Origin of the sequence: Streptomyces fulvorobeus (assembly GCF_013167895.1) — a bacterium.
Taxonomy (GTDB): Bacteria; Actinomycetota; Actinomycetes; order Streptomycetales; family Streptomycetaceae; genus Streptomyces; species Streptomyces fulvorobeus.
The window spans coordinates 3,602,674-3,622,933 of record NZ_BLWC01000001.1; the positions used below are offsets into that span (position 1 = coordinate 3,602,674).

Below are 20,260 nucleotides of genomic sequence, written 5' to 3' on the forward strand. Positions count from 1 at the left end.
CACCGGCCCCTGGGCCATTAGCCTGGGGCATGGCGGGTCATGGGGACCCGCTGTACTGCTATCCGGAGCCGTTTGCCGGCTCTCCCGCGCACCGACGAGTACGAGGACGAGGACAGACGTGCCCACGGGTAAGGTCAAATGGTTCAATCCGGAAAAAGGCTTCGGCTTTCTGTCCCGCGACGACGGCGCCGACGTCTTCGTCCACTCGTCGGTCCTCCCCGCCGGCGTCGACGCACTCAAGCCCGGCCAACGGGTCGAGTTCGGCGTCGTCGCGGGCCAGCGCGGTGACCAGGCCCTTTCCGTGACGATCCTCGACCCCACCCCGTCCGTCGCGGCCGCGCAGCGCCGCAAGCCGGACGAGCTCGCGTCGATCGTGCAGGACCTGACGACGCTGCTGGAGAACATCACGCCGATGCTGGAGCGGGGCCGCTACCCCGACAAGGCGGCGGGCGCCCAGATCGCCGGTCTGCTCCGCGCCGTCGCCGACCAGCTCGACGTGTAGCCCGGCGGGCTGCCCCCAGGGAGCAGCCCCACGCACCCGGGCGGTCAGAGAGACGTCAGCGCGTCCCGGCCGAGCGGCGGAACCAGGCCCTCGGCCGCGGCGCGCGTCAGCAGTCCGCGGACCGCCGCGTAACCGGCCTCGCCCAGATCCGCCGTGAACTCGTTGACGTACAGCCCGATGTGCTGCTCGGCCACGGCCGGGTCCATCTCCTGGGCGTGCTCCAGCACGTACGGCCGGGACCGCTCCGGATCGTCCCAGGCCATCCGTACCGACGTACGGACCGAATCGGCCAACTTCTCCAGCATCTCCCGGCCCAGCGACCGCTTGGCGATGATCGCGCCGAGCGGGATCGGCAGCCCCGTGGCCGCCTCCCAGTGCTCGCCCATGTCGGCGAGGCTGTGGAGGCCGTAATTCCGGTAGGTGAAACGGGCCTCGTGGATCACGAGCCCCGCGTCGACCCGGCCGTCCCGCACCGCCGGCATGATCTCGTCGAACGGCATGACGACGATCCCGCCGACCCCGCCCGGCACGACCTCGGCGGCCCACAGCCTAAACAGCAGGTACGCCGTGGAGCGCTCGCTCGGCACGGCGACCGTGCGGCCCGTCAGATCGGCGCCCGGCTCCCGCGTCAGGACCAGCGGCCCGCAGCCCCGCCCGAGCGCACCGCCGCAGGGCAGCAGCGCGTACTCCTCCAGGACCCACGGCAGGACGGCGTAGGAGACCTTCAGCACGTCGAACTCGCCGCGCTCGGCCATGCCGTTGGTGAGGTCGATGTCGGCGAACGTGACGTCGAGCGCGGGTGCTCCGGGGACCCGGCCGTGCGCCCAGGCGTCGAAGACGAAGGTGTCGTTCGGGCACGGCGAGAAGGCGATGCGCAGCTTCGCGCCGGCGGCCGAGGGGTCAGCGGGGGCAGTCGGGTCGTCGGTCATGCGGAGTCCAGCCTTCCAGTACGGGGGCGATCTTCCCGAAGGCCCCGGTGAGCGCGGAGAGGGCCTCGCCGATGCGCCAGGCGGCCCGGTCGCGGGGACCGACGGCGTTGGAGACGGCCCGCAGCTCCAGCACCGGTACGCCGAACCGCTCGGCGGCCTCGGCGACACCGGCCCCCTCCATGGCCTCGGCGACGGCGCCCGGGTGCGCGGCGAGCAGCGCCTCGGCGCGTGCCGCGCTGCCGGTCACCGTGGAGACGGTCAGGATCTCGCCGGACACGGCACCGGTGGCCGATGCCACCGTACGTACCAGAGAGGCCGGCGGTACATACCGGTCGCGCCCGAAGCCGAGACCGGTGACGGGGACGAACCCGTCCGGGGTCTCCGCCCCAGGTCGGCGGCGACGACGGCGCTCGCCACGACGAGCGAACCGGGCGGTGCGGGCGGGAAGCCGCCACCGATACCGGCCGAGACGACCAGTGCGTACGGGACGGTGGCGGCGGCCAGCGCGAACGCGGCCGAGGCCGCCGCGGCCGCCGGACCCGCGCCGCCCGCCAGGACGTCCAGGCCACCGGCCCGGTGGAGCTCCGCACCCGGTACGGAACGCACCTGCGGCCCTCCGTCCCCGAACGCACGCGTGACCGCGTCCCTCTCGACGGGGACAGCGGTCACGACGAGCACGCGCACGGCGGGGTCCCGCGAGGTCAGGAGGTCTTCTTGAACTGGAAGTGCCAGATGCCCGTGAGCTTCTTGCCCTTGGTCTCCACGATGCTGATCTGCGTCTGGTTCGTGGTCTCGCCGGTCTGGCTGGAGAAGAAGGCGCTGCCCGGGATCGACCGGTAGGTCTTCTTGTACGGCTCCTGCTCGGCCTGCTGGCCGTTGATGAAGAGCGTCCAGCCGGTGTCGGCGATCTCCGGGTCCACCCCGAAGCGGACCTTGTCGTCCATCGCGACCTGGACGGTGTGCTCCGCCTTCTTGTCGTTCAGGCAGCCCTGGATCACCGACTCCTTGAGAGGCTTGCCGTCGTTGTAGCAGGACGCCTCGGCGCCCTTGGACGTGTCGCCGACCGTCACGGTCGCGAGCGGCGTCGGCTTGTCGCAGGCGGACAGGACGAGGAGGCCCGCGGAGACGGCACCGAGGGCGACGCCCGTTCGGCGGCCCTTACCTGAGAAGAACGCAACGGTCATGGGCGGAAGGCTATCGGTCGCCCGGGCTCACGCCGCGCGGGGTGCGGCGTGCCGCGCCGCGCGGCACCCAGCAGCCCCCGTACGGCGGTCGCGGCGCCCAGGCAGAGGATGCCCACGGCGACCGACATGCCGAGCACCGAGTTGAGGGGGAGGGCGATGCCGATACCGCCGCCGATCACCCAGGCCATCTGGAGCAGGGTCTCCGAGCGCGCGAACGCCGACGTCCGCACCTCCTCGGGCACGTCCCGCTGGATCATCGCGTCCAGCGACAGCTTGGACAGGGCCTGGGTGAAGCCCGCGACCGAGGCGAGCGCGGCGACCATGACGGTGGAGAAGAAGACCGTGGTGAGCACGGCGACGCCGAGCGCGAGGCCCAGCACGGTCGCGATGATCACCTCGGGGCCGCGGGCCCTGAGCCAGGAGCCCACCGCCGTACCGCACGCGTTGCCCAGGCCCGCCGCCACGCCGACGATGCCGAGCGACACGGCGGCGCTCTGGCCGGCCAGCGGGTGCTCGCGCAGCAGGAACGCCAGGAAGAAGATGAGGAAGCCGGACAGGGCCCGGTGGGCGGCGTTGGCCTGGAGGCCGTGCAGGACGGAGGGGCCGACGGAGCGCAGCCCCGGCGGCCTCTCCCGGGCCCGCCTGTCGCCGTCGACCCTGGTGCTGCCGCCCTTCCTGGCGGGCTGCGGACGGGGCTGCTCCTCCTGGTGCGGGACGATCAGGCGCGCCCTGCGCTCGCCCTTGGCTGAGTCGACCTTGTGCGGGAGCGTGAAGGCGAGGAACGTCCCGGCGACGAAGATCACGCAGGCGCCGTAGAGCGGCCACGCCGAGCCGACGCTCTGGAGCCCGGCCCCGATGGGGGCCGCCACCCCGGTCGCCAGGAGGCCCGCGAGGGTCACCCGTGAATTGGCCTTCACCAGGGAGAAGCGGGGTGGCAGGAGCCGTGGCACGACGGCGCTGCGCACGACCCCGTACGCCTTGGAGCACACCAGGACGCCCAGCGCCGCCGGATACAGCTCCAGGCCGCCGGTGGCGACCGCCCCCGACATCGCGATCGCGAGGATCGCCCGGGCGAGCATCGCACCGGCCATCGCGGCGCGGCGGCCGTGCGGCAGCCGGTCCAGCAGAGGACCGATGACCGGGGCGAGCAGGGTGAAGGGGAGCATCGTGACGGCGAGGTAGAGCGCCACCCGGCCGCGGGCCTCGTCCGTCGGTACGGAGAAGAACACCGTGGAGGCGAGCGCGATGGTGATCATGACGTCACCCGCGCCGTTCACCGCGTGCAGCTCGATCAGCTTGCCGAGCCCCGACTCACCCGCGCCGTGGGCGTGGGTCGCCTTGCGGATGCCCTTCGCCGTACCCGTGAACGGCCGGTGCAGGGCGCGGCCCATCGACCGGCCCACCGTGCTCAGCGGGCCGGGTCCTTCCTGCGACCTGGCGGCAGCCACCCCGTCATAGTGCCCCAACCACCGGCGTGCTGAACCATGATCCGCGCGGCCGCGCGGCGGACGACGCCCTGTCGGGTCAGCGGGCGGGGTGCCGGGCGGGGCGGGGGACGGGACGGGGAGGGGCCACCCGGCGGCACGGTGGGCGCGGCGTCCGGCGGGGCGCACGCGGTGGGGACGCCGCGGATCGCGAGGCAATTCTCCGGGCCGGAAACCGCCCGGAATCGGGTCCGCGACGCCTCCGGCCTGGGACACGCCGGAGGCCGTGGCACCGGACACCGCACCGGATACGGCCTCGTTTGGGACACGCAGGTGGGCGGAGAGCGGCGGAGAGGGTAGCGTGCGTAACGCGCCACCGACGGTTGTTCTTGGCCGCGCGCCTCTCGGCGATCCCGCAGAATGGGTGACAGAAGGCGCGCCCGAGGCAGGCACAACGGGTGTGGACGTCGACGCGGCCCCCAGGTCCGCTCCGTCCGCAGCTGTCATGGCCGAAATCGGCAATCGTGCAGCAGCTGGCGCGCTCGACACACGGCGTATGGAGAGAAGCGAGACCTGTGAGTGCTGCGACGACGCGAAGCCGTACTGCCCGTACCCCCGCGCCCGACCGTCTGTGCGCCGAGGCGGTAGACCTCGCCCGTGCGGCGGCCGAAGAGGCCGCCTCGCCGGGGGTGGTCGGTGAACATGTGTCCCTGATCTCCGAGGGGGACCGGGTCGTCACGCACTTCTTCGAGTGCGAGGAGCCCGGCTACCGGGGCTGGCGCTGGGCGGTGACGCTCACCAGGGCCTCCCGCGCGAAGAACATCACCCTCGACGAGACGGTGCTGCTGCCCGGCCCCGACGCCCTCCTCGCCCCCGAGTGGGTGCCGTGGAGCGAGCGGCTGCGGCCCGGTGACATGGGGCCGGGGGACCTGCTGCCCACCGAGGCGGAGGACCTCCGCCTGGAGCCCGGCTACACGGGCGAGGACGAGCCCCCGCCGAACTCCGTCGAGTCCGAGGAGGCCCGCCTCTCCGAGGACCTGGCCGACCTCGTCGACGCGGAGGACGCGGAGCTGACGACGCTGCCCCGCACCCCGAGCCGCGGCTCGATCGGCGCGGTCGCGGACGAGCTGGGCATACGGCGTGCGCGGGTGCTCTCCCGGTACGGGCTGCATGTGGCGGCCGACCGGTGGGAAGAGGCGTACGGCGCGAAGACCCCGATGGCGCAGGCGGCGCCCGCCGCGTGTGACACGTGCGCCTTCCTGGTCCCGCTGTCGGGCTCGCTGAAGCAGGCGTTCGGGGTGTGCGCGAACGAGTTCGCTCCGGCGGACGGCCGGGTGGTCTCCCTGTCGTACGGGTGCGGTGGGCACTCGGAGGCCGCGGTCATGCCGAAGCCGCCGAAGCCGGCGCCCCACGCGCTGGACACCTTGCAGGTGGACGACTATCCGTTGCGGCCCGCGCGGGACAGCGGGTCGGTGCCGGTGGACGATGGCGGATCGCCGGAGGATCTCGGCCACTCCTAGGGGGTGTCCGCGAATCCCCGCCCGGCCCGCGACGCCTGGCAGGCATGCCCCTCGTCGTCGCACCGGCCGAGTACGTCCGGTAGACGGCCGGTACTCCGCGGTGCGGTCGCACGCGCCGGACGCCGTGGACCACGCCCTTCGGGCGCGCACCCGGAGTGCTCGCGGAACCCCCTGGCTCCGTCGGTTCCGCGAGTCGAGGGGGAGTCCTGCGCTCCTCCGCCGGAGGGCGCCCGGGACGAGGACATCCGGTCACTCCCGGCACGTGCTCCGCACCGCTCGCCGCGGGCTCGCGGTACCTTCGGGCGCACACTGGCGTCATGGGTACACCGGGTACCCGCAGCACAGAGCGGAGTCAGAGCGTGGGCATGAATGCGACCGAGGGCGCCGATCCGTTCGGAACGGCACGGCTGCGGCGCGGGGTGCTCGATGCCTGGGGCGCCGGGCCCGCCCGGTTCCGTGAGGACGCCAACGCCGAGGAGGACCTCGTCCTCGGCGGCTACCGTGACCGCCTCGTCGTCGAGCTCGCCCAGAACGCCGCCGACGCCGCCGCCCGCGCGGGCGTACCCGGCCGGCTCCGCCTGACCCTGCGCCCCGCGACCCCCGGCGTACAGGACACGCCCGCCGTCCTCGCCGCCGCCAACACCGGTGCCCCGCTCGACGCGACCGGGGTCGAGTCGCTGAGCACCCTGCGCGCCTCCGCCAAGCGGGACGGACACGAGTCCGCGGTCGGGCGGTTCGGCGTCGGATTCGCCGCTGTCCTCGCCGTCAGCGACGAGCCCGCCGTCATCGGCCGCCACGGCGGCGTCCGCTGGTCCCTCCCCGAGGCGCGCGACCTCGCCCGGCAGGCCGCGGTCGGCAGCCCCGGCCTGGGGAGGAGCTGCGCCGCCGCGACGGCCACGTACCGCTGCTCCGGCTCCCGCTGCCCGCCGAGGGCACCGCGCCGGACGGATACGACACGGTCGTCGTCCTCCCGCTGCGCGACGGCGGCGCCGAGGACCTCGTCGGCCGGCTGCTCACCGCCGTGGACGACGCCCTGCTCCTCGCGCTCCCCGGTCTCGAAGAGATCGTCATCGAAACCCCGGACGGCGTAAGGACGTTGCGCCGCTCCCGGCACGGCGCCTACACCCACGTCGACGACTCGGCGCGCGGCCTCACCCGCTGGCGCACCGTCTCCGTCCACGGCCCCGTCGAGCCCGGACTGCTCATCGACCGGCCCGTCGAGGAGCGTCTGCGCCCGCACTGGTCGGTCACCTGGGCCGTCCCCGTGGACGCGGAGGGCGCCCCGCGGTTCCCGCGTACCGCCGCCGTCGTGCACGCCCCGACGCCCACCGACGAACCCCTCGGGGTGCCCGCCCTGCTCATCGCCTCGCTGCCGCTCGACACCACCCGCCGCCACCCCGCCCCCGGCCCGCTCACCGACTACCTGGTGCAGCGCGCGGCCGACGCGTACGCGGAACTGCTCGCCGGATGGCAGCCCGTCTCCACCACCACGATCGACCTCGTCCCCGGCCCGCTCGGCAAGGGCGAACTGGACGGCGCGCTGCGCGGCGCGATCCTTGAGCGGCTGCCCCGCATCGCGTTCCTGGAGCCCGCCGCACCCCGCGAGCCGTCCGCCGAACCCGACCAGTGGGCCAGCTGGGAGACCCCGGGCGACGGCGGCCCCGGCCGGACCACCACCGCGCTGCGGCCCGTCGAGGCCGAGGTCGTGGAGGGGGTCGGCGCACAGACCGTGCGGGTACTCGCCGAGGTGCTGCCCTGCCTGCTGCCCGCCGGGCTGGAACGCCGCGCCGAACTGCGCAGCCTCGGCGTCGCCCGGGTCCCGCTGACCGAGGCCATCGACCGCCTCGCCGGACTCGAACGGGAGCCGGAGTGGTGGCGGCGGCTCTACGACAGCCTGGCGGGCGTCGACCCCGACCGGCTCTCCGGGCTGCCCGTCCCGCTCGCCGGGGACCCCGACGCGCCGGAGCAGGAGAAGCCCCGTACGACGATCGGCCCCCGCCAGGTCCTCCTGCCGCTCCCGGACGCCCTCACCGGGCCCGTGCTGGGCCGGCTCTCCCGCCTGGGGCTGAAGGTCGCCCATCCGGGCGCCGCCCACCCGCTCCTGGAGAAGCTGGGCGCCCTGCCCGCGACGCCGCGTGCCGTCCTGACGACCCCGCAGGTGCGGGCCGCCGTCGCCGGTTCGATGGACGCGGGCGAGGTGTGGGACGAGGACGCGCTGGACGGCGACGAACTCGCGGAGACCGTCCTCACGCTCGTACGCGACGCGGAGCTCGCCCCCGGGGACGAACCCTGGCTGGGGGCGCTCGCCCTCCCCGACGAGGACGGCGAGCCCGCGCCCGCCGGTGAACTCGTGCTGCCCGCCAGCCCGTTCGCCGAGATCATGCGCGAGGGTGAACTCGCCCTCTGCGACCAGGAACTCGCCGACCGCTGGGGCGAGCAGCCGCTCACCGCCTGCGGGGTGCTGGCCACGTTCGCACTCGTGCGGGCCACCGACGTGGTCCTCGACCCCGACGACCTGGAGCCGCGCGACAGCGACTTCGCCGAACCGGACGACGCCGGTCTGCTCGACGCCGTCGACGTGTGGTGCGAGGACGTGCTGGACCAGCTGCCCGACACCCCGGTGCCGCCCGTCGCCACGGAACTCGTCGCCGTGCGCGACCTGGACCTCGTCGACGACGACGCCTGGCCGCAGGCGCTCGCCATGCTCGCCCGGCCCCCGCTGCGCGACGCGCTGACCCAGCCGGTGCGGGTGCTCCTCCCGGACGGTACGACCCGGTCCGTGCGCCCGTACACCGCCTGGTGGCTGCGGGACCACCCCGTGCTCGACGGCCGGCGCCCCGCCGGGCTGCGGGCCGCGGGCGGCGACCCGCGGCTGGCCGGGCTCTACGACTCCGTCGACGCGACCGGCTTCGACGACGCCCAGGTGCTGCGCGCCCTCGGTGTGCGGACCTCCGTGGACGCCCTCCTGGACGAACCGGGCGGCGCGGCCGAGCTGCTGGGCAGGCTCGCGGACGAGGAGCGGCCCGTCGCCCCCGTACAGCTGCACTCCCTGTACACCGCCCTGGCCGGACTCGACCCGGAGCAGGTCACGTTGGCCGACGAGTTGCGGGCCGTCGTCGACGACGAGGTGCGGGTCGTCGACGCGGCGGACGCCGTGATCGCCGACGCGCCCGACCTGCTGCCGCTCACCGCCGGGCTGCCGCTGCTGCCCGTGGCCCCGGCGCGCGCCGCCGAGCTGGCGGAGATCCTCCAGGTGCGCAGGCTCGGTGAGACGGTCGAGGCCGAGGTGACGAGCGAGGGCGAGGAGCACCGCGTACCCGACCCGGTGCGCGCCCTGCTCGGCGCCGGAACCCCGCACACCTACGTCGAGCACGAGGAACTGCGGGCGGGCGGAGTCGAGCTGGACTGGCGCCGCACCCCGGACGGGGTGGTGCACGCGGCCACGCTGGAGGGGGTCGCGGCGGGGCTGGCCTGGGCGGCCGGGCAGTGGCCGCGCCGCTTCGAGGTGGCCGCGCTGCTGGAGGACCCCTCCCGTACGGAGGAGCTGGCGCGGGACCGCTGGTTCGACTGAGGTCGTGTGATCTTCACGTCAGGTTCATGACTCGTACAACCATTCGCTACGCAGACCCGTCTGGTCTATCGAGTCACCAGACTCATAGACCACACGGGCCCCGCAGGGTGAGCCACAGACCGCGGGACCCCTTTCTCCACTGGGGAACACATGCGTATTCGTGCCACCGTTGCCGCTGTTTCCGGCGCCTTGGCTCTGTCCGCCCTCGTCGTCCCGGCCGCGCAGGCCGACGACGGCCGCACGTGGTCCAACGACCACAAACTCTCGATGCCGAAGGCCGGCGCCGAGCGCTTCGCCGGTTCGAGCTCCTCCGCCGCGGCCGAGGAGCTCCCGGTCTTCACCAAGGCCGTCGTCAACGGCGGCAAGCCGGTCGTCGTCGGTACGAAGTCGAAGCAGAGGTACAGCCTGGCCATCACGGCCACCCACCCGAGCGGCGTGTACGACATCTTCGGATACGTCTGGAACGGCGCGAGCATCGACGACCCGAACAGCTACGGCATCCTCCAGGACGAGGAGAACGCCGTCTGCGCCGAGGACAACGCGACCACCACGACGTGCCGGATGACCGTCACCTTCGACCCGGCGGAGCTGTACAACACGAACGCGGGCACCTGGAAGGTGGGCGCCGCCGTGGTGTCCAGGGACGGGCAGATCGGGGAGAGCGACTACATCTCCAAGACCTACCTCCAGCGCTTCTCGAAGCTGACGGTCAACGCCGGCCCCGAGCCCGTCGCGAAGGGCAAGGCCCTCACGGTCACCGGCGCCCTGACGCGCGCCAACTGGAACACCGGCACCTACCTGGGCTACACCCAGCAGCCCGTGAAGCTCCAGTTCCGCAAGGTGGGCACCTCCACCTACACGACGGTCAAGACCGTCACGTCCAGCTCCACCGGCTCGCTGAAGACCTCGGTCACGGCGTCGGCGGACGGCTACTGGCGCTACTCGTTCGCGGGTACGTCCACCACCCCGGCCGTCTCGGCCGCCGGTGACTACGTCGACGTGCGCTAGTCGGCCGGGTCACCACACCTGAGCGGGATAGCGGCGGCTGACCAGTCGCCAGACGCATTCGAGGGCAGCCGCCGCGACCGCCGCGATCCCCACAGCCGTCCACGGCATGGACGCGCCCACCAGCCTCAGGGCGAAGAAGTCCTGGAGCCACGGCACGGCCAGGACGAGCAGGAACCCCCCTCCCATCGCGGCGACCAGGCAGAGCCGCCACGGGGTGTACGGGCGGGCGATGATCGCCAGCACCCACATCGAGACGAGGAACAGCGTGAGTGTCGCCGCGCTCGTCTCGGCGCTGAGGGCGCCGGTCCCGGCGTAGTGGTGCCGCGCCACCAGGTACGTGGTGAAGGTGGCCGCCGCCGCGATGACGCCGGAGGGAACCGCGTACCGCATCACCCGGCGTACGAAGTCCGGCTGGGCCCGCTCCTTGTTCGGGGCCAGGGCCAGGAAGAACGCGGGTACGCCGATCGTGAGCGTCGACAGCAGCGTCAGGTGCCTGGGCAGGAACGGGTACTCCACCTGGAAGCAGACGACCAGGACCGCCAGCAGCACCGAGTAGACGGTCTTCGTCAGGAACAGCGTGGCGACACGGGTGATGTTGCCGATGACCCTGCGGCCCTCGGCCACGACGGACGGCAGGGTCGCGAAGCTGTTGTTCAGCAGCACGATCTGGGCCACCGCACGGGTCGCCTCCGAACCCGAGCCCATCGAGACGCCGATGTCCGCGTCCTTCAGCGCGAGGACGTCGTTGACGCCGTCGCCCGTCATCGCGACCGTGTGGCCGCGTGACTGGAGGGCGGCGACCATGTCCCTCTTCTGCTGCGGGGTGACCCGTCCGAAGACCGCGTTCCGCTCCATGGCCGCCGCCATCTCCTCGCGGTCGGCGGGCAGCCGGCGGGCGTCCAGGGTGTGCTCGGCGCCCGCGAGGCCGAGCTTGCGGGCGACCGCGCCGACCGAGACGGCGTTGTCGCCCGAGATGATCTTCACCGCCACGTGCTGCTCGGCGAAGTAGGCCAGCGTCTCCCGGGCGTCGGGACGCAGCCGCTGCTCCAGCACCACGAGCGCGGCCGGCTCCGCCCCCTCGGCGACGCCGGGGGCGTCCAGCGCGCCGGCCGCCCGTGCGAGGAGCAGCACCCGGAGCCCCTGCTCGTTGAGGTGGTCGATCTCGGTGAGCGCCGGGTCGTCCCCGGGGAGCAGCACGTCGGGTGCGCCGAGCAGCCAGGCCGAGCTCCGCCCGCCGCCCTCGTCGAACGCGGCGCCGCTGTACTTGCGGGCCGATGAGAAGGGCAGCGTCCCGGTGCACCGCCACCCGCCGTCCTGCGGGTAGCTGTCGATGACCGCCTGGAGGCTGGCGTTGGGCCGGGGGTCGGAAGCGCCGAGAGCGCCGAGCACCTGCCTGACGTACGCCTCGTCGCAGCCGTTGAGCGGCCGGGTCCCCGAGACGTCCATGCCGCCCTCGGTGAGCGTGCCGGTCTTGTCGAGGCACACCACGTCTACCCGGGCGAGCCCCTCGATGGCGGGGAGCTCCTGGACGAGGCACTGCTTGCGGCCCAGGCGTACGACACCGATCGCGAAGGCGACGGAGGTGAGCAGGACCAGGCCCTCGGGGATCATCGGGACGATCCCGCCCACGGTCCGGGCCACCGAGTCCTTGAAGTCGTCGCCCTCGACGACGAGCTGGCTGATGATCAGGCCCACCGAGGTCGGCACCATCATCCAGGTGACGTACTTGAGGATGGTGGAGATCCCGCTGCGCAGCTCGGAGCGTACGAGCGTGAAGCGGGACGCCTCCTCGGCGAGCTGGGCGGCGTACGCCTCGCGGCCGACCTTGGTCGCGGTGAACGCGCCGACGCCCGCCACGACGAAGCTTCCGGACATCACCTGGTCGCCGGGGTGCTTGAGTACCGGGTCGGCCTCACCGGTGAGCAGCGACTCGTCGACCTCCAGGCCGTCGGCCTCCGCGACGGAGCCGTCCACGACGACCTTGTCACCGGGGCCCAGCTCGATGACGTCCCCCAGGACGATCGAGGAGGTGGAGAGCTCGGCGGCTGTCCCGTCGCGGCGCACGGTGGGTTTCGCCTCGCCGATGACGGCCAGGCCGTCGAGGGTCTTCTTGGCACGCCACTCCTGGACGATGCCGATACCGGTGTTCGCGATGATCACGAAGCCGAAGAGGCTGTCCTGGATCGGCGCGACGAACAGCATGATCGCCCAGAGCACGCCGATGATCAGGTTGAAGCGGGTGAGGACGTTGGCGCGGACGATCTCGGTGACGGAGCGCGAGGAGCGCACCGGTACGTCGTTCACCTCGCCCCGCGCGATCCGTTCGGCGACCTCGGCCGCCGTCAGGCCGTGCGCCCGGTGGGCCGACACGGGTGGCCGCATCGGGTGTACGGGGTCGAGTTCCGAGCCGGCGTCGATGCGCTGCGTCATGGTTCCGACCGTAAGGGCGGAACGCCCGGTTCACCCCCCGGACGGGCCGGTTTCCGCGTCCCCGGCACCCGCGTGCGCGCGGGCGGCCTCGCGGGTGAGGGCGGCCTCACGGCCCCGTACGTACCAGATGCCGATCAGGCCGAGGCCGGCACCGGCGAGCGGGGTCCAGATCCACCAGGTGTGTCCGCGGTCGTCGAACCAGCCGTAGAAGGGCAGCTGGACGAGGAAGAGGACGAACCAGAGGATCGTGCCGCCCGTGACGGTGGCGACGACGGGGCCCTCCAGGGGCTCGGGCGCCTCGTGTTTCGGTGTCCACTTCTCCATGGGCTCAGTCTAGGGGGCTGCTGTGCGGGTGGTGCCGGGCCGCCTGCGGGCAGTCGGCCCAGGGGTCTACGCGCGGAGATAGCGATCTTCGACTTATATATTCATACTGAATCCGCCTGGGACTGTCTCGAATCATTCGTCGGATCGTCCAAAGGCGAGCAGCGGCCCTTCGCTTTTTTTCCTCGTCCCGTGTGTCCCGTGCCTTCTCCTACGTACGACTGAGGTCATCCATGCCCCCTCGGCCACCGCTCCGGTCGACTCCGAGCAGCCGCCGGCTCCGCAGCCGCACGGCGGCCTGGACCGGTTCTTCAAGATCTCCGAGCGGGGGTCGTCGGTCGCCCGCGAGGTCCGTGGCGGATTCGCCACCTTCTTCGCGATGGCGTACATCATCGTGCTGAACCCGATCATCCTGGGCAGCGCGAAGGACATGTACGGCAACCAGCTCGACAACGGCCAGCTGGTCACCGCCACCGTGCTGACCGCCGCGTTCTCCACGCTCCTGATGGGCGTCATCGGCAACGTGCCGATCGCGCTCGCCGCCGGGCTCGGCGTCAACACCGTCGTCGCCCTCCAGCTCGCCCCCGGATGAGCTGGCCTGACGCCATGGGCATGGTCGTCCTGGCGGGCGTCGTCGTGATGCTCCTGGTCGCGACCGGGCTGCGGGAGCGCGTGATGAACGCGGTACCGAAGTCGCTCCGCAAGGGCATCGCGATCGGTATCGGCCTCTTCATCATGCTGATCGGCCTGGTCGACTCGGGTTTCGTCTCCCGCATCCCCGACCTCGCCCACACCACGGTGCCGCTCCAGCTCGGCGGCGACGGCCACCTCAACGGCTGGCCGGTGCTGGTCTTCGTCCTCGGCTCGCTGCTGACGCTCGCGCTCATCGTGCGCAAGGTGCCGGGCGCGATCCTGATCTCCATCGTGGCCATGACGGCCGTCGCGCTGGTCATCGAGGCGCTCGCGGACCTGCCGGGCCAGGCATGGGGGCTCACCGTCCCCGAGTGGCCGGGCAACCCGGTGGCCTCGCCGGACTTCGGGCTGATCGGCCAGGTCAGCCTCTTCGGCGGCTTCGCGAAGGTCGGCTACCTCACCGGCGCGCTGTTCGTCTTCACCGTGCTGCTCTCCTGCTTCTTCGACGCGATGGGCACCATCCTCGGTGTCGGCGACGAGGCGGAGCTGATGGACAAGGACGGCAACTTCCCCGGCATCAACAAGGTGCTGCTCGTCGACGGCATCGCGGTCGCCGCCGGCGGAGCGAGCTCCTCGTCGGCGTCCACCTGCTTCGTGGAGTCCACGGCAGGCGTCGGTGAGGGAGCCCGCACCGGGCTGGCGAGCGTCGTGACCGGTCTGCTGTTCTCGGTGGCGCTGTTCCTGACGCCGCTGGCGACCATGGTCCCGTCGCAGGCGGCGACGCCCGCCCTGCTCGCGGTCGGATTCCTGATCCTGGCGGGCTCGGTACGGGACATCGACTGGAGCGACTACACGCTCGCGGTCCCGGCGTTCCTCGCGATGATGATGATGCCGTTCACGTACTCGATCACCAACGGCATCGGCGTCGGCTTCATCGCCTTCTGCGTGCTGCGCCTGGCGGCCGGACGGGGCCGTGAGGTCCCGGTGGCCATGTACGTGGTCTCGGCGGTCTTCGTCTTCTACTACGCGATGCCGGCGCTCGGCCTGACGTGACGGGCACTCCTCGCCGCACCCCCTGCGGGGCGGATTCGCGCTACGTGACCCGGTCGCCCGGGTTTACGGGGCACGGGTCCGCCCCGTAGAACTTCTCCGTCTCGTCGACGGCCGCCATGAAGCGTTCGTCGAAATCGTCGCGGACGAGCGTGCGGACCACGTAGTCCTGGACGCTCATTCCCCGTCTGGCGGCATGGCGCCGGAGCCGGTCGAGCAGCTCACCGTCCATCCGCAGGCTGAGCACTGTCGATCCCATGGGAAGCAGGGTTACGGCCGCGAGCCTCTCGCGTCACTTTGCGGAGCGGTCTCACTCGTTCGGGTGAGCAGTGTCTTGTTTGCGTACGGCCAAGTGGTCTTTAGCGTAGGTAATGAGTTACGCTAACGAACATGCCTGACCCGATCCACGACGGCGAGAGTGCGGCCGCCGTGAGCTCCCTCCGCTCCGCCGTGATGCTGCTGAGCCGCCGCCTGAAGCACCAGCGAGTCGACGAGTCGCTGAGCCCCACCGAGATGTCGGTGCTCGGCACTCTCGCCCGCTGCGGTTCCGCCACCCCCGGTGAGCTGGCCCGCAAGGAGCACGTACAGCCTCCGTCGATGACCCGCATCGTCGCGCTGCTGGAAGCCAAGGGACTGGTCCGGCTGGAACCGCACCCCGATGACCGTCGGCAGAAGATGGTCAGCCAGACCGAGCAGGCGGAAGCCATGCTCGAAGAGAGCCGCGCCAAGCGGAACGTCTGGCTCACCCATCTCGTCGACGGCCTGGACGAGGACGAGTGGGCGACGCTCAGGGCCGCGGCCCCCGTACTGGAGAAGCTCGCCCACCTGTGACCCCACGGGCGCCCCGGTCCACCGCCGGAGCGCCCGCAGTCACGTCCCCGTCACGCAGAACGCCGTACACACCCGAGGAGGCGAACCCTTTTGAGTACGGGATCCGGAGCAGACTCCGCCCCCGCACCGACTTCCACCCACGAGAGCAAGACCGGCGGGACCTTCTCGTCGCTGAAGATCCGTAACTACCGCCTGTTCGCCACGGGCGCCGTGATCTCCAACACCGGTACCTGGATGTCCCGCATCACGCAGGACTGGCTCGTCCTGAGCCTCACCGGGTCCGCCACCGCCGTAGGCATCACGACGGCGCTGCAGTTCCTCCCCATGCTCCTGTTCGGTCTGTACGGCGGTGTCATCGCCGACCGCCTCCCGAAGAAGCAGATCCTCCTCGTCAGCCAGGCCATGCTCGGCCTGTGCGGTCTCGCGCTGGCCGCCCTGACGCTCTCGGGCGCGGTCGAGGTCTGGCACGTCTACCTGATCGCCTTCCTGCTCGGCATGGTCACCGTGGTCGACAACCCGGCCCGCCAGACGTTCGTCTCCGAGATGGTCGGCCCCGCGCAGCTCCGCAACGCGGTCAGCCTGAACTCCGCCAACTTCCAGTCCGCCCGGCTGATCGGCCCCGCCGTCGCGGGCGTCCTGATCACGACGGTCGGCAGCGGCTGGGCCTTCATGTTCAACGGGCTCTCGTTCCTGGCCCCGCTCGTCTGCCTGCTGATGATGCGGGCGGACGAGATGCACGCGTCGGTCACCGTGCCCCGCGCCAAGGGCCAGCTGAGAGAGGGCCTGCGGTACGTCTCGGGCCGCCCGGAGCTGATCTGGCCGATCGTCCTGGTCGGCTTCGTCGGCACGTTCGGCTTCAACTTCCCCATCTGGCTGTCGGCCTTCGCGGACGAGATCTTCCACGGCGGCGCCGGGATGTACTCGTTCTTCAACATCCTGATGGCCCTGGGCTCGCTCGCCGGAGCCCTCCTCGCCGCCCGCCGCCGCTCCACCCGGCTGCGGATGCTGGTGGTCGCGGGCAGCGCGTTCGGCCTGCTGCTGATCACCGCGTCCCTGTCCCCGTCCGTCTGGATGTTCTCGCTGCTGCTGGTCCCGATCGGCATGCTCGGCCTGACCACCAACATCACCGCGAACACGAGCGTCCAGATGGCCGCCGATCCCGCGATGCGCGGCCGGGTGATGAGCCTCTACATGATGGTCTTCGCCGGGGGTACGCCGGTGGGCGCCCCGATCGTCGGCTGGATCAGCGACGCCTACGGGGTCCGGACGGGCATGGCGGCCGGCGGCGTCTTCTCGCTGCTCGCCGCCCTGGGCGTGGGCTTCGCCCTGGCCCGCGTGGGCGGCCTGCGCCTCAAGGTCGACCTGCGCCCGGGCCACCCGCACGTACGGTTCGTCCCGCGCGAGCAGCTGGCGACGGCGGCCTGAGCACGTGGAAGCGCCCTCCTCCCGCGGGGACGACCTGGGGAGGAGGGCGGCGGACCTGTCGTGGGCGGCCTCGGCGCCGGGGCGCCCGGCGGGGCGGTTACGCTCGGTGGGTGGACCCGAAGACCAGAAACCGCATCATGGCCGCCGTACTCGTGCTCATGTTCCTCGTCGTCGCCGTGGCGGCCGCCCTCGGAGGATGAACGAGGACGGCCGCCACGGCCGCACTGACTACTGGTCGCGCCGGCTGCCTGCCACCGGCTACCAGGCGAAGTTCTCCGGGGACGGTCCCGGGCCGGGGAAGATCTCCTCCAGTGAGGCCAGCACCTCGTCCGGCAGCTCCAGCTCGATCGCGCGGAGAGCCGAGTCGAGCTGCTCCTGCGTGCGCGGGCCGCTGATCGGCCCCGTCACGCCCGGCCGGGTCAGCAGCCAGGCCAGACCGACCTCGCCGGGTTCGAGGCCGTGCTTGTCGAGCAGATCCTCGTACGCCTGGATCTGCGCCCGCACCTTCGGGTCGGCCAGCGCCTCACCGGAGAGCCCCGAGGTGGACCGGGCGCCCCCGCCCTCGCGCTCCTTGCGGATCGCGCCGCCGAGCAGCCCGCCGTGCAGCGGCGACCACGGGATGACACCGAGGCCGTACTCCTGCGCGGCCGGGATGACCTCCATCTCGGCGCCGCGCTGCATCAGGTTGTAGATACACTGCTCGCTGACGAGGCCGTACGAACCGAGCCGCCTGGCGGTCTCGTTCGCCTGGGCGATCCCCCAGCCGGGGAAGTTCGACGAACCCGCGTACAGGATCTTGCCCTGCTGGATCAGTACGTCGATGGCCTGCCAGATCTCCTCGACCGGGGTCGACCGGTCGATGTGGTGGAACTGGTACAGGTCGATGTGGTCCGTCTGGAGCCGCTTGAGGCTGGCCTCGACGGACCGGCGGATGTTGAGCGCGGAGAGCTTGTCGTGGTTCGGCCACGCGTCCCCGTCCGCGGCGGCCATGTTCCCGTAGACCTTGGTGGCGAGGACGACCTTGTCGCGGCGGTCACCGCCCCCGGCGAACCAGGTGCCGAGGATCTCCTCGGTGCGTCCCTTGTTCTCCCCCCACCCATACACGTTGGCGGTGTCGAAGAAGTTGACTCCCGCCTCCAGGGCGGAGTCCATGATGGCGTGGCTGTCGGACTCGTTGGTCTGCGGTCCGAAGTTCATCGTCCCGAGGACGAGTCGGCTGACCTTGAGTCCCGTGCGTCCGAGCTGCGTGTACTTCATGACACCCAAGCCAACGCCTTCGAGCGCGCTCGAAGCAAGAGGCGGCGCCGGGCGCGGAAGGTCACATCCGGAAGGATTCACCTGCGGCCGCCGTGGTGAGCCACCTATGGACCTGCGCTCTGGACCTCGCACTCGGTCAGGTCCGGCAGACCGGGCGGGTTCTTCCGGTCCGTGAGCGGGGAGAGGTTCTTCCGGTACAGGTCCTCCCAGACCTGGCCGGACATGATGTCCTTCAGGGAGGCGCACACCTCGCTCTTGAGGAGCGGCGACTTGGGGCGCATGCCCACGCCGTAGCCCTCCGCGCCCCCGACGTTCTCCAGCTGGCGCACCTTGCCCGGGTTCTCCTTCACGTACCCGGCGAGGATCACGTCGTCCGTGGCCACCGCGTAGATGTCCGAGGACCTGTCCAGCAGCTTGTCCAGGCAGTCCTGGTAGGTGTTGGGCGGTGACTCGACCAGCTTGAACCCGGCCTCCGGCAGCCACTTCTCGTACGTGGAGTCCCGGGCGGTGCACACCTCGACCTGGAGCGTCTGGAGGTCACTGGTGTCCTCGATGTCGTACCTGCTCGACTTCTCGCGCACCAGGAACCCCCGGCTCGCCTCGAAGTAGGGACCCGCGAAGTCGACGCTGTAGCCGGTGGGCGGCGCGGTCTTGCGCTCCTCGGTGATGCTGTACGAGGCGATGACGAGGTCCACCAGCTTCACCTTGAGAGCGGTGCTCCGGTAGTCGGTGGCGACGGTGGTGAAGTCGACCTCGTCACGCGCGTAGCCCATGCGTTCGGCGATCTCGTAGGCCAGGTCGATGTCGTACCCCGCGTACGTGCGGGTCTTCGGGTCGAACTTGCTCAGCCCCGGCTGATCGTCCTTGACGCCGATCTTCAGGAGGGGATGGGTGTCCTTCCACCGCTCCCGCGTGCCGCTCCCGCCCGACCCGGCCCGCTTGCCGTCCTTCTCGTCCGGGTCGTCACCCGGCAGGGGCAGGGCGAACCAGCCGGCCCCGGCCAGCAGGACGGCACCCAGCGCCAGCGCTCCCGCCCTGCGGCCGCGCGGCGCACGGCGCCTGACCGGCACCGGGTCCGGCTCCGGCGGTGGCGCGGACGGGGTGGGTGCGATCGCGGCCCTCGGGTCCAGGAGCCGCTGGAGCATCGCCTCGGCCTCGGGCGCGTTCAGACGCTGCCGGGGGTCCCTGGTCAGCAGCCCCTCGATGACCGGGGCCAGGGGGCCGGCGTACTGGAAGGGCGGCACCGGGGACGTGTCGATGGTGACCTGCACCTCCCACGCGTTCGGCCCCGGGAAGGGGGTGCGGCCCTCGGTCATCTCGTACAGCGTCACGCCCAGCGCCCACAGGTCCGACGCGGGTGTGGCCGTACGGGGCCCGTGCGCCGAGGAGTCGAAGAGCTCGGGCGCCAGGTACTCGGGCGTGCCGATGACCGCCCCCGCCTGGGTGACCGCCAGCGCACCGTCGAAGGTGGCTATGCCGAAGTCGACGAGGATCGCCTGCCCGTCCTCGCCGACCACCACGTTGTGCGGCTTCACGTCCCGGTGGACGACATCCGCCGCGTGGACCGCACGGAGGCCCTGGAGGATCTGGAGCCCGATGCGCGCCGCCCTCGGCACGGTGAGCGTCTCCTCGCTCCGCAGCACCTCCGCCAGGCTCCTGGCGTCGAGCAGCTTCATCACGATCCACACCTGGCTGTCGGTCTCCACCTGGTCGTGGACCGTCACCACGTTCGGGTGCTCGATCTTGGCGATGGCCTGCGCCTCGCGCCGCGCCCGCGCCATCGCCTCGGCCTGCGACGCGCCGGTCATCGCGTTCCGGTCGAGGAGCCCTTTGAGCGCGACGAAGCGGCGGAGCTTGGTGTCGTACGCCTTCCAGACCTCGCCCATCCCGCCGTGGCCGACCGGGGCCACCAGCTCGTAGCGGGCGTTGATCACCATCCCCGGCGCGGGAGGACCCGTATGCCGGACCGTCTCGGGCGGGTCCTGCGCCGCCTGTGCGTCGGCCCCGCCCCGGAGACGGGCGTCCGCCCACTCCTCGGGACCGGTGTCCGCAGCGCCACCGGCCATGTCCTCTCCGGGCATACGACCTCCCCCTGTGCACTTCGTGGATCAGGCCCACAGTAGACGTACACCCAAACCGGCAGGCCCTACCGCGACTTGCGATTCGGCAACGACC

Annotated in this window: 13 protein-coding genes and 3 pseudogenes; 7 read left to right on the forward strand and 9 right to left on the reverse strand. The window is 71.9% G+C overall.

From position 1 onward, the window contains the following. Positions 1 to 118: 118 nt before the first annotated feature. Positions 119 to 502, forward strand: coding sequence for a cold-shock protein (locus Sfulv_RS31235; RefSeq protein ID WP_173314636.1), 384 nt, complete (start codon positions 119 to 121; stop codon positions 500 to 502). A 44-nt stretch (positions 503 to 546) separates the two neighbouring features. Here the strand turns inward: Sfulv_RS31235 and Sfulv_RS16390 are convergent, their stop codons facing one another. The 4 genes and pseudogenes from Sfulv_RS16390 to Sfulv_RS16405 form a co-directional block, all read right to left on the reverse strand. Next, positions 547 to 1,431, reverse strand: a complete 885-nt coding sequence (locus tag Sfulv_RS16390; protein WP_173314637.1) for a 1,4-dihydroxy-6-naphtoate synthase — start codon at positions 1,429 to 1,431, stop codon at positions 547 to 549. Beyond that, positions 1,403 to 2,115 (reverse strand): annotated as a pseudogene (locus tag Sfulv_RS16395) (futalosine hydrolase). Before Sfulv_RS16395 ends, Sfulv_RS16390 begins: the two are co-directional and overlap by 29 nt. A 17-nt stretch (positions 2,116 to 2,132) precedes the next feature. After that, on the reverse strand, positions 2,133 to 2,615 hold the full coding sequence (locus Sfulv_RS16400) for a DUF2771 domain-containing protein (RefSeq protein ID WP_173314638.1): 483 nt from the start codon (positions 2,613 to 2,615) through the stop codon (positions 2,133 to 2,135). Then, complete coding sequence (locus Sfulv_RS16405; protein ID WP_173314639.1) at positions 2,612 to 4,063, reverse strand: MFS transporter; 1,452 nt, start codon at positions 4,061 to 4,063, stop codon at positions 2,612 to 2,614. Before Sfulv_RS16405 ends, Sfulv_RS16400 begins: the two co-directional genes overlap by 4 nt. 551 nt (positions 4,064 to 4,614) lie before the next feature. Here Sfulv_RS16405 and Sfulv_RS16410 point away from each other — a divergent pair. The 3 genes and pseudogenes from Sfulv_RS16410 to Sfulv_RS16420 all read left to right on the forward strand — a co-directional run bounded on the left by Sfulv_RS16410 (position 4,615) and on the right by Sfulv_RS16420 (position 10,138). Then, on the forward strand, positions 4,615 to 5,559 hold the full coding sequence (locus tag Sfulv_RS16410; protein WP_173314640.1) for a DUF3027 domain-containing protein: 945 nt from the start codon (positions 4,615 to 4,617) through the stop codon (positions 5,557 to 5,559). Positions 5,560 to 5,924: 365 nt separating this feature from the next. Then, positions 5,925 to 9,130: pseudogene (locus Sfulv_RS16415) on the forward strand (sacsin N-terminal ATP-binding-like domain-containing protein). Between the two features lie 150 nt (positions 9,131 to 9,280). Continuing rightward, on the forward strand, positions 9,281 to 10,138 hold the full coding sequence (locus Sfulv_RS16420) for a DUF5707 domain-containing protein (protein WP_173314642.1): 858 nt from the start codon (positions 9,281 to 9,283) through the stop codon (positions 10,136 to 10,138). Positions 10,139 to 10,147: 9 nt separating this feature from the next. On the opposite strand, the gene Sfulv_RS16425 is transcribed toward Sfulv_RS16420, so the two are convergent. Together Sfulv_RS16425 and Sfulv_RS16430 are read right to left on the reverse strand one after the other, a co-directional pair. Next, positions 10,148 to 12,568, reverse strand: a complete 2,421-nt coding sequence (locus tag Sfulv_RS16425) for an HAD-IC family P-type ATPase (RefSeq protein ID WP_173314644.1) — start codon at positions 12,566 to 12,568, stop codon at positions 10,148 to 10,150. 30 nt (positions 12,569 to 12,598) lie between these two features. Further along, positions 12,599 to 12,892, reverse strand: a complete 294-nt coding sequence (locus Sfulv_RS16430; protein WP_173314646.1) for an ABC transporter permease family protein — start codon at positions 12,890 to 12,892, stop codon at positions 12,599 to 12,601. A 226-nt stretch (positions 12,893 to 13,118) separates the two neighbouring features. Here Sfulv_RS16430 and Sfulv_RS16435 point away from each other — a divergent pair. Then, positions 13,119 to 14,575 (forward strand): annotated as a pseudogene (locus tag Sfulv_RS16435) (NCS2 family permease). A 40-nt stretch (positions 14,576 to 14,615) separates the two neighbouring features. On the opposite strand, the gene Sfulv_RS16440 reads toward Sfulv_RS16435, so the two are convergent. After that, the gene (locus Sfulv_RS16440; protein WP_173314648.1) at positions 14,616 to 14,831 is read right to left on the reverse strand and encodes a hypothetical protein; all 216 of its coding nucleotides are present in this window, start codon (positions 14,829 to 14,831) and stop codon (positions 14,616 to 14,618) included. Positions 14,832 to 14,962: 131 nt separating this feature from the next. Here Sfulv_RS16440 and Sfulv_RS16445 point away from each other — a divergent pair, with 131 nt between their 5' ends. Together Sfulv_RS16445 and Sfulv_RS16450 are read left to right on the forward strand one after the other, a co-directional pair. After that, on the forward strand, positions 14,963 to 15,403 hold the full coding sequence (locus Sfulv_RS16445; protein ID WP_173314650.1) for a MarR family winged helix-turn-helix transcriptional regulator: 441 nt from the start codon (positions 14,963 to 14,965) through the stop codon (positions 15,401 to 15,403). A 90-nt stretch (positions 15,404 to 15,493) separates the two neighbouring features. Continuing rightward, positions 15,494 to 16,828, forward strand: a complete 1,335-nt coding sequence (locus Sfulv_RS16450) for an MFS transporter (RefSeq protein WP_173314652.1) — start codon at positions 15,494 to 15,496, stop codon at positions 16,826 to 16,828. A gap of 258 nt (positions 16,829 to 17,086) precedes the next feature. On the opposite strand, the gene Sfulv_RS16455 is transcribed toward Sfulv_RS16450, so the two are convergent. Then, the gene (locus Sfulv_RS16455; RefSeq protein WP_173314654.1) at positions 17,087 to 18,085 is read right to left on the reverse strand and encodes an aldo/keto reductase; all 999 of its coding nucleotides are present in this window, start codon (positions 18,083 to 18,085) and stop codon (positions 17,087 to 17,089) included. Between the two features lie 104 nt (positions 18,086 to 18,189). Beyond that, positions 18,190 to 20,166 (reverse strand): serine/threonine-protein kinase, encoded by a 1,977-nt coding sequence (locus Sfulv_RS16460; protein WP_173314656.1) that lies wholly within the window; start codon positions 20,164 to 20,166, stop codon positions 18,190 to 18,192. Positions 20,167 to 20,260: the final 94 nt, after the last annotated feature.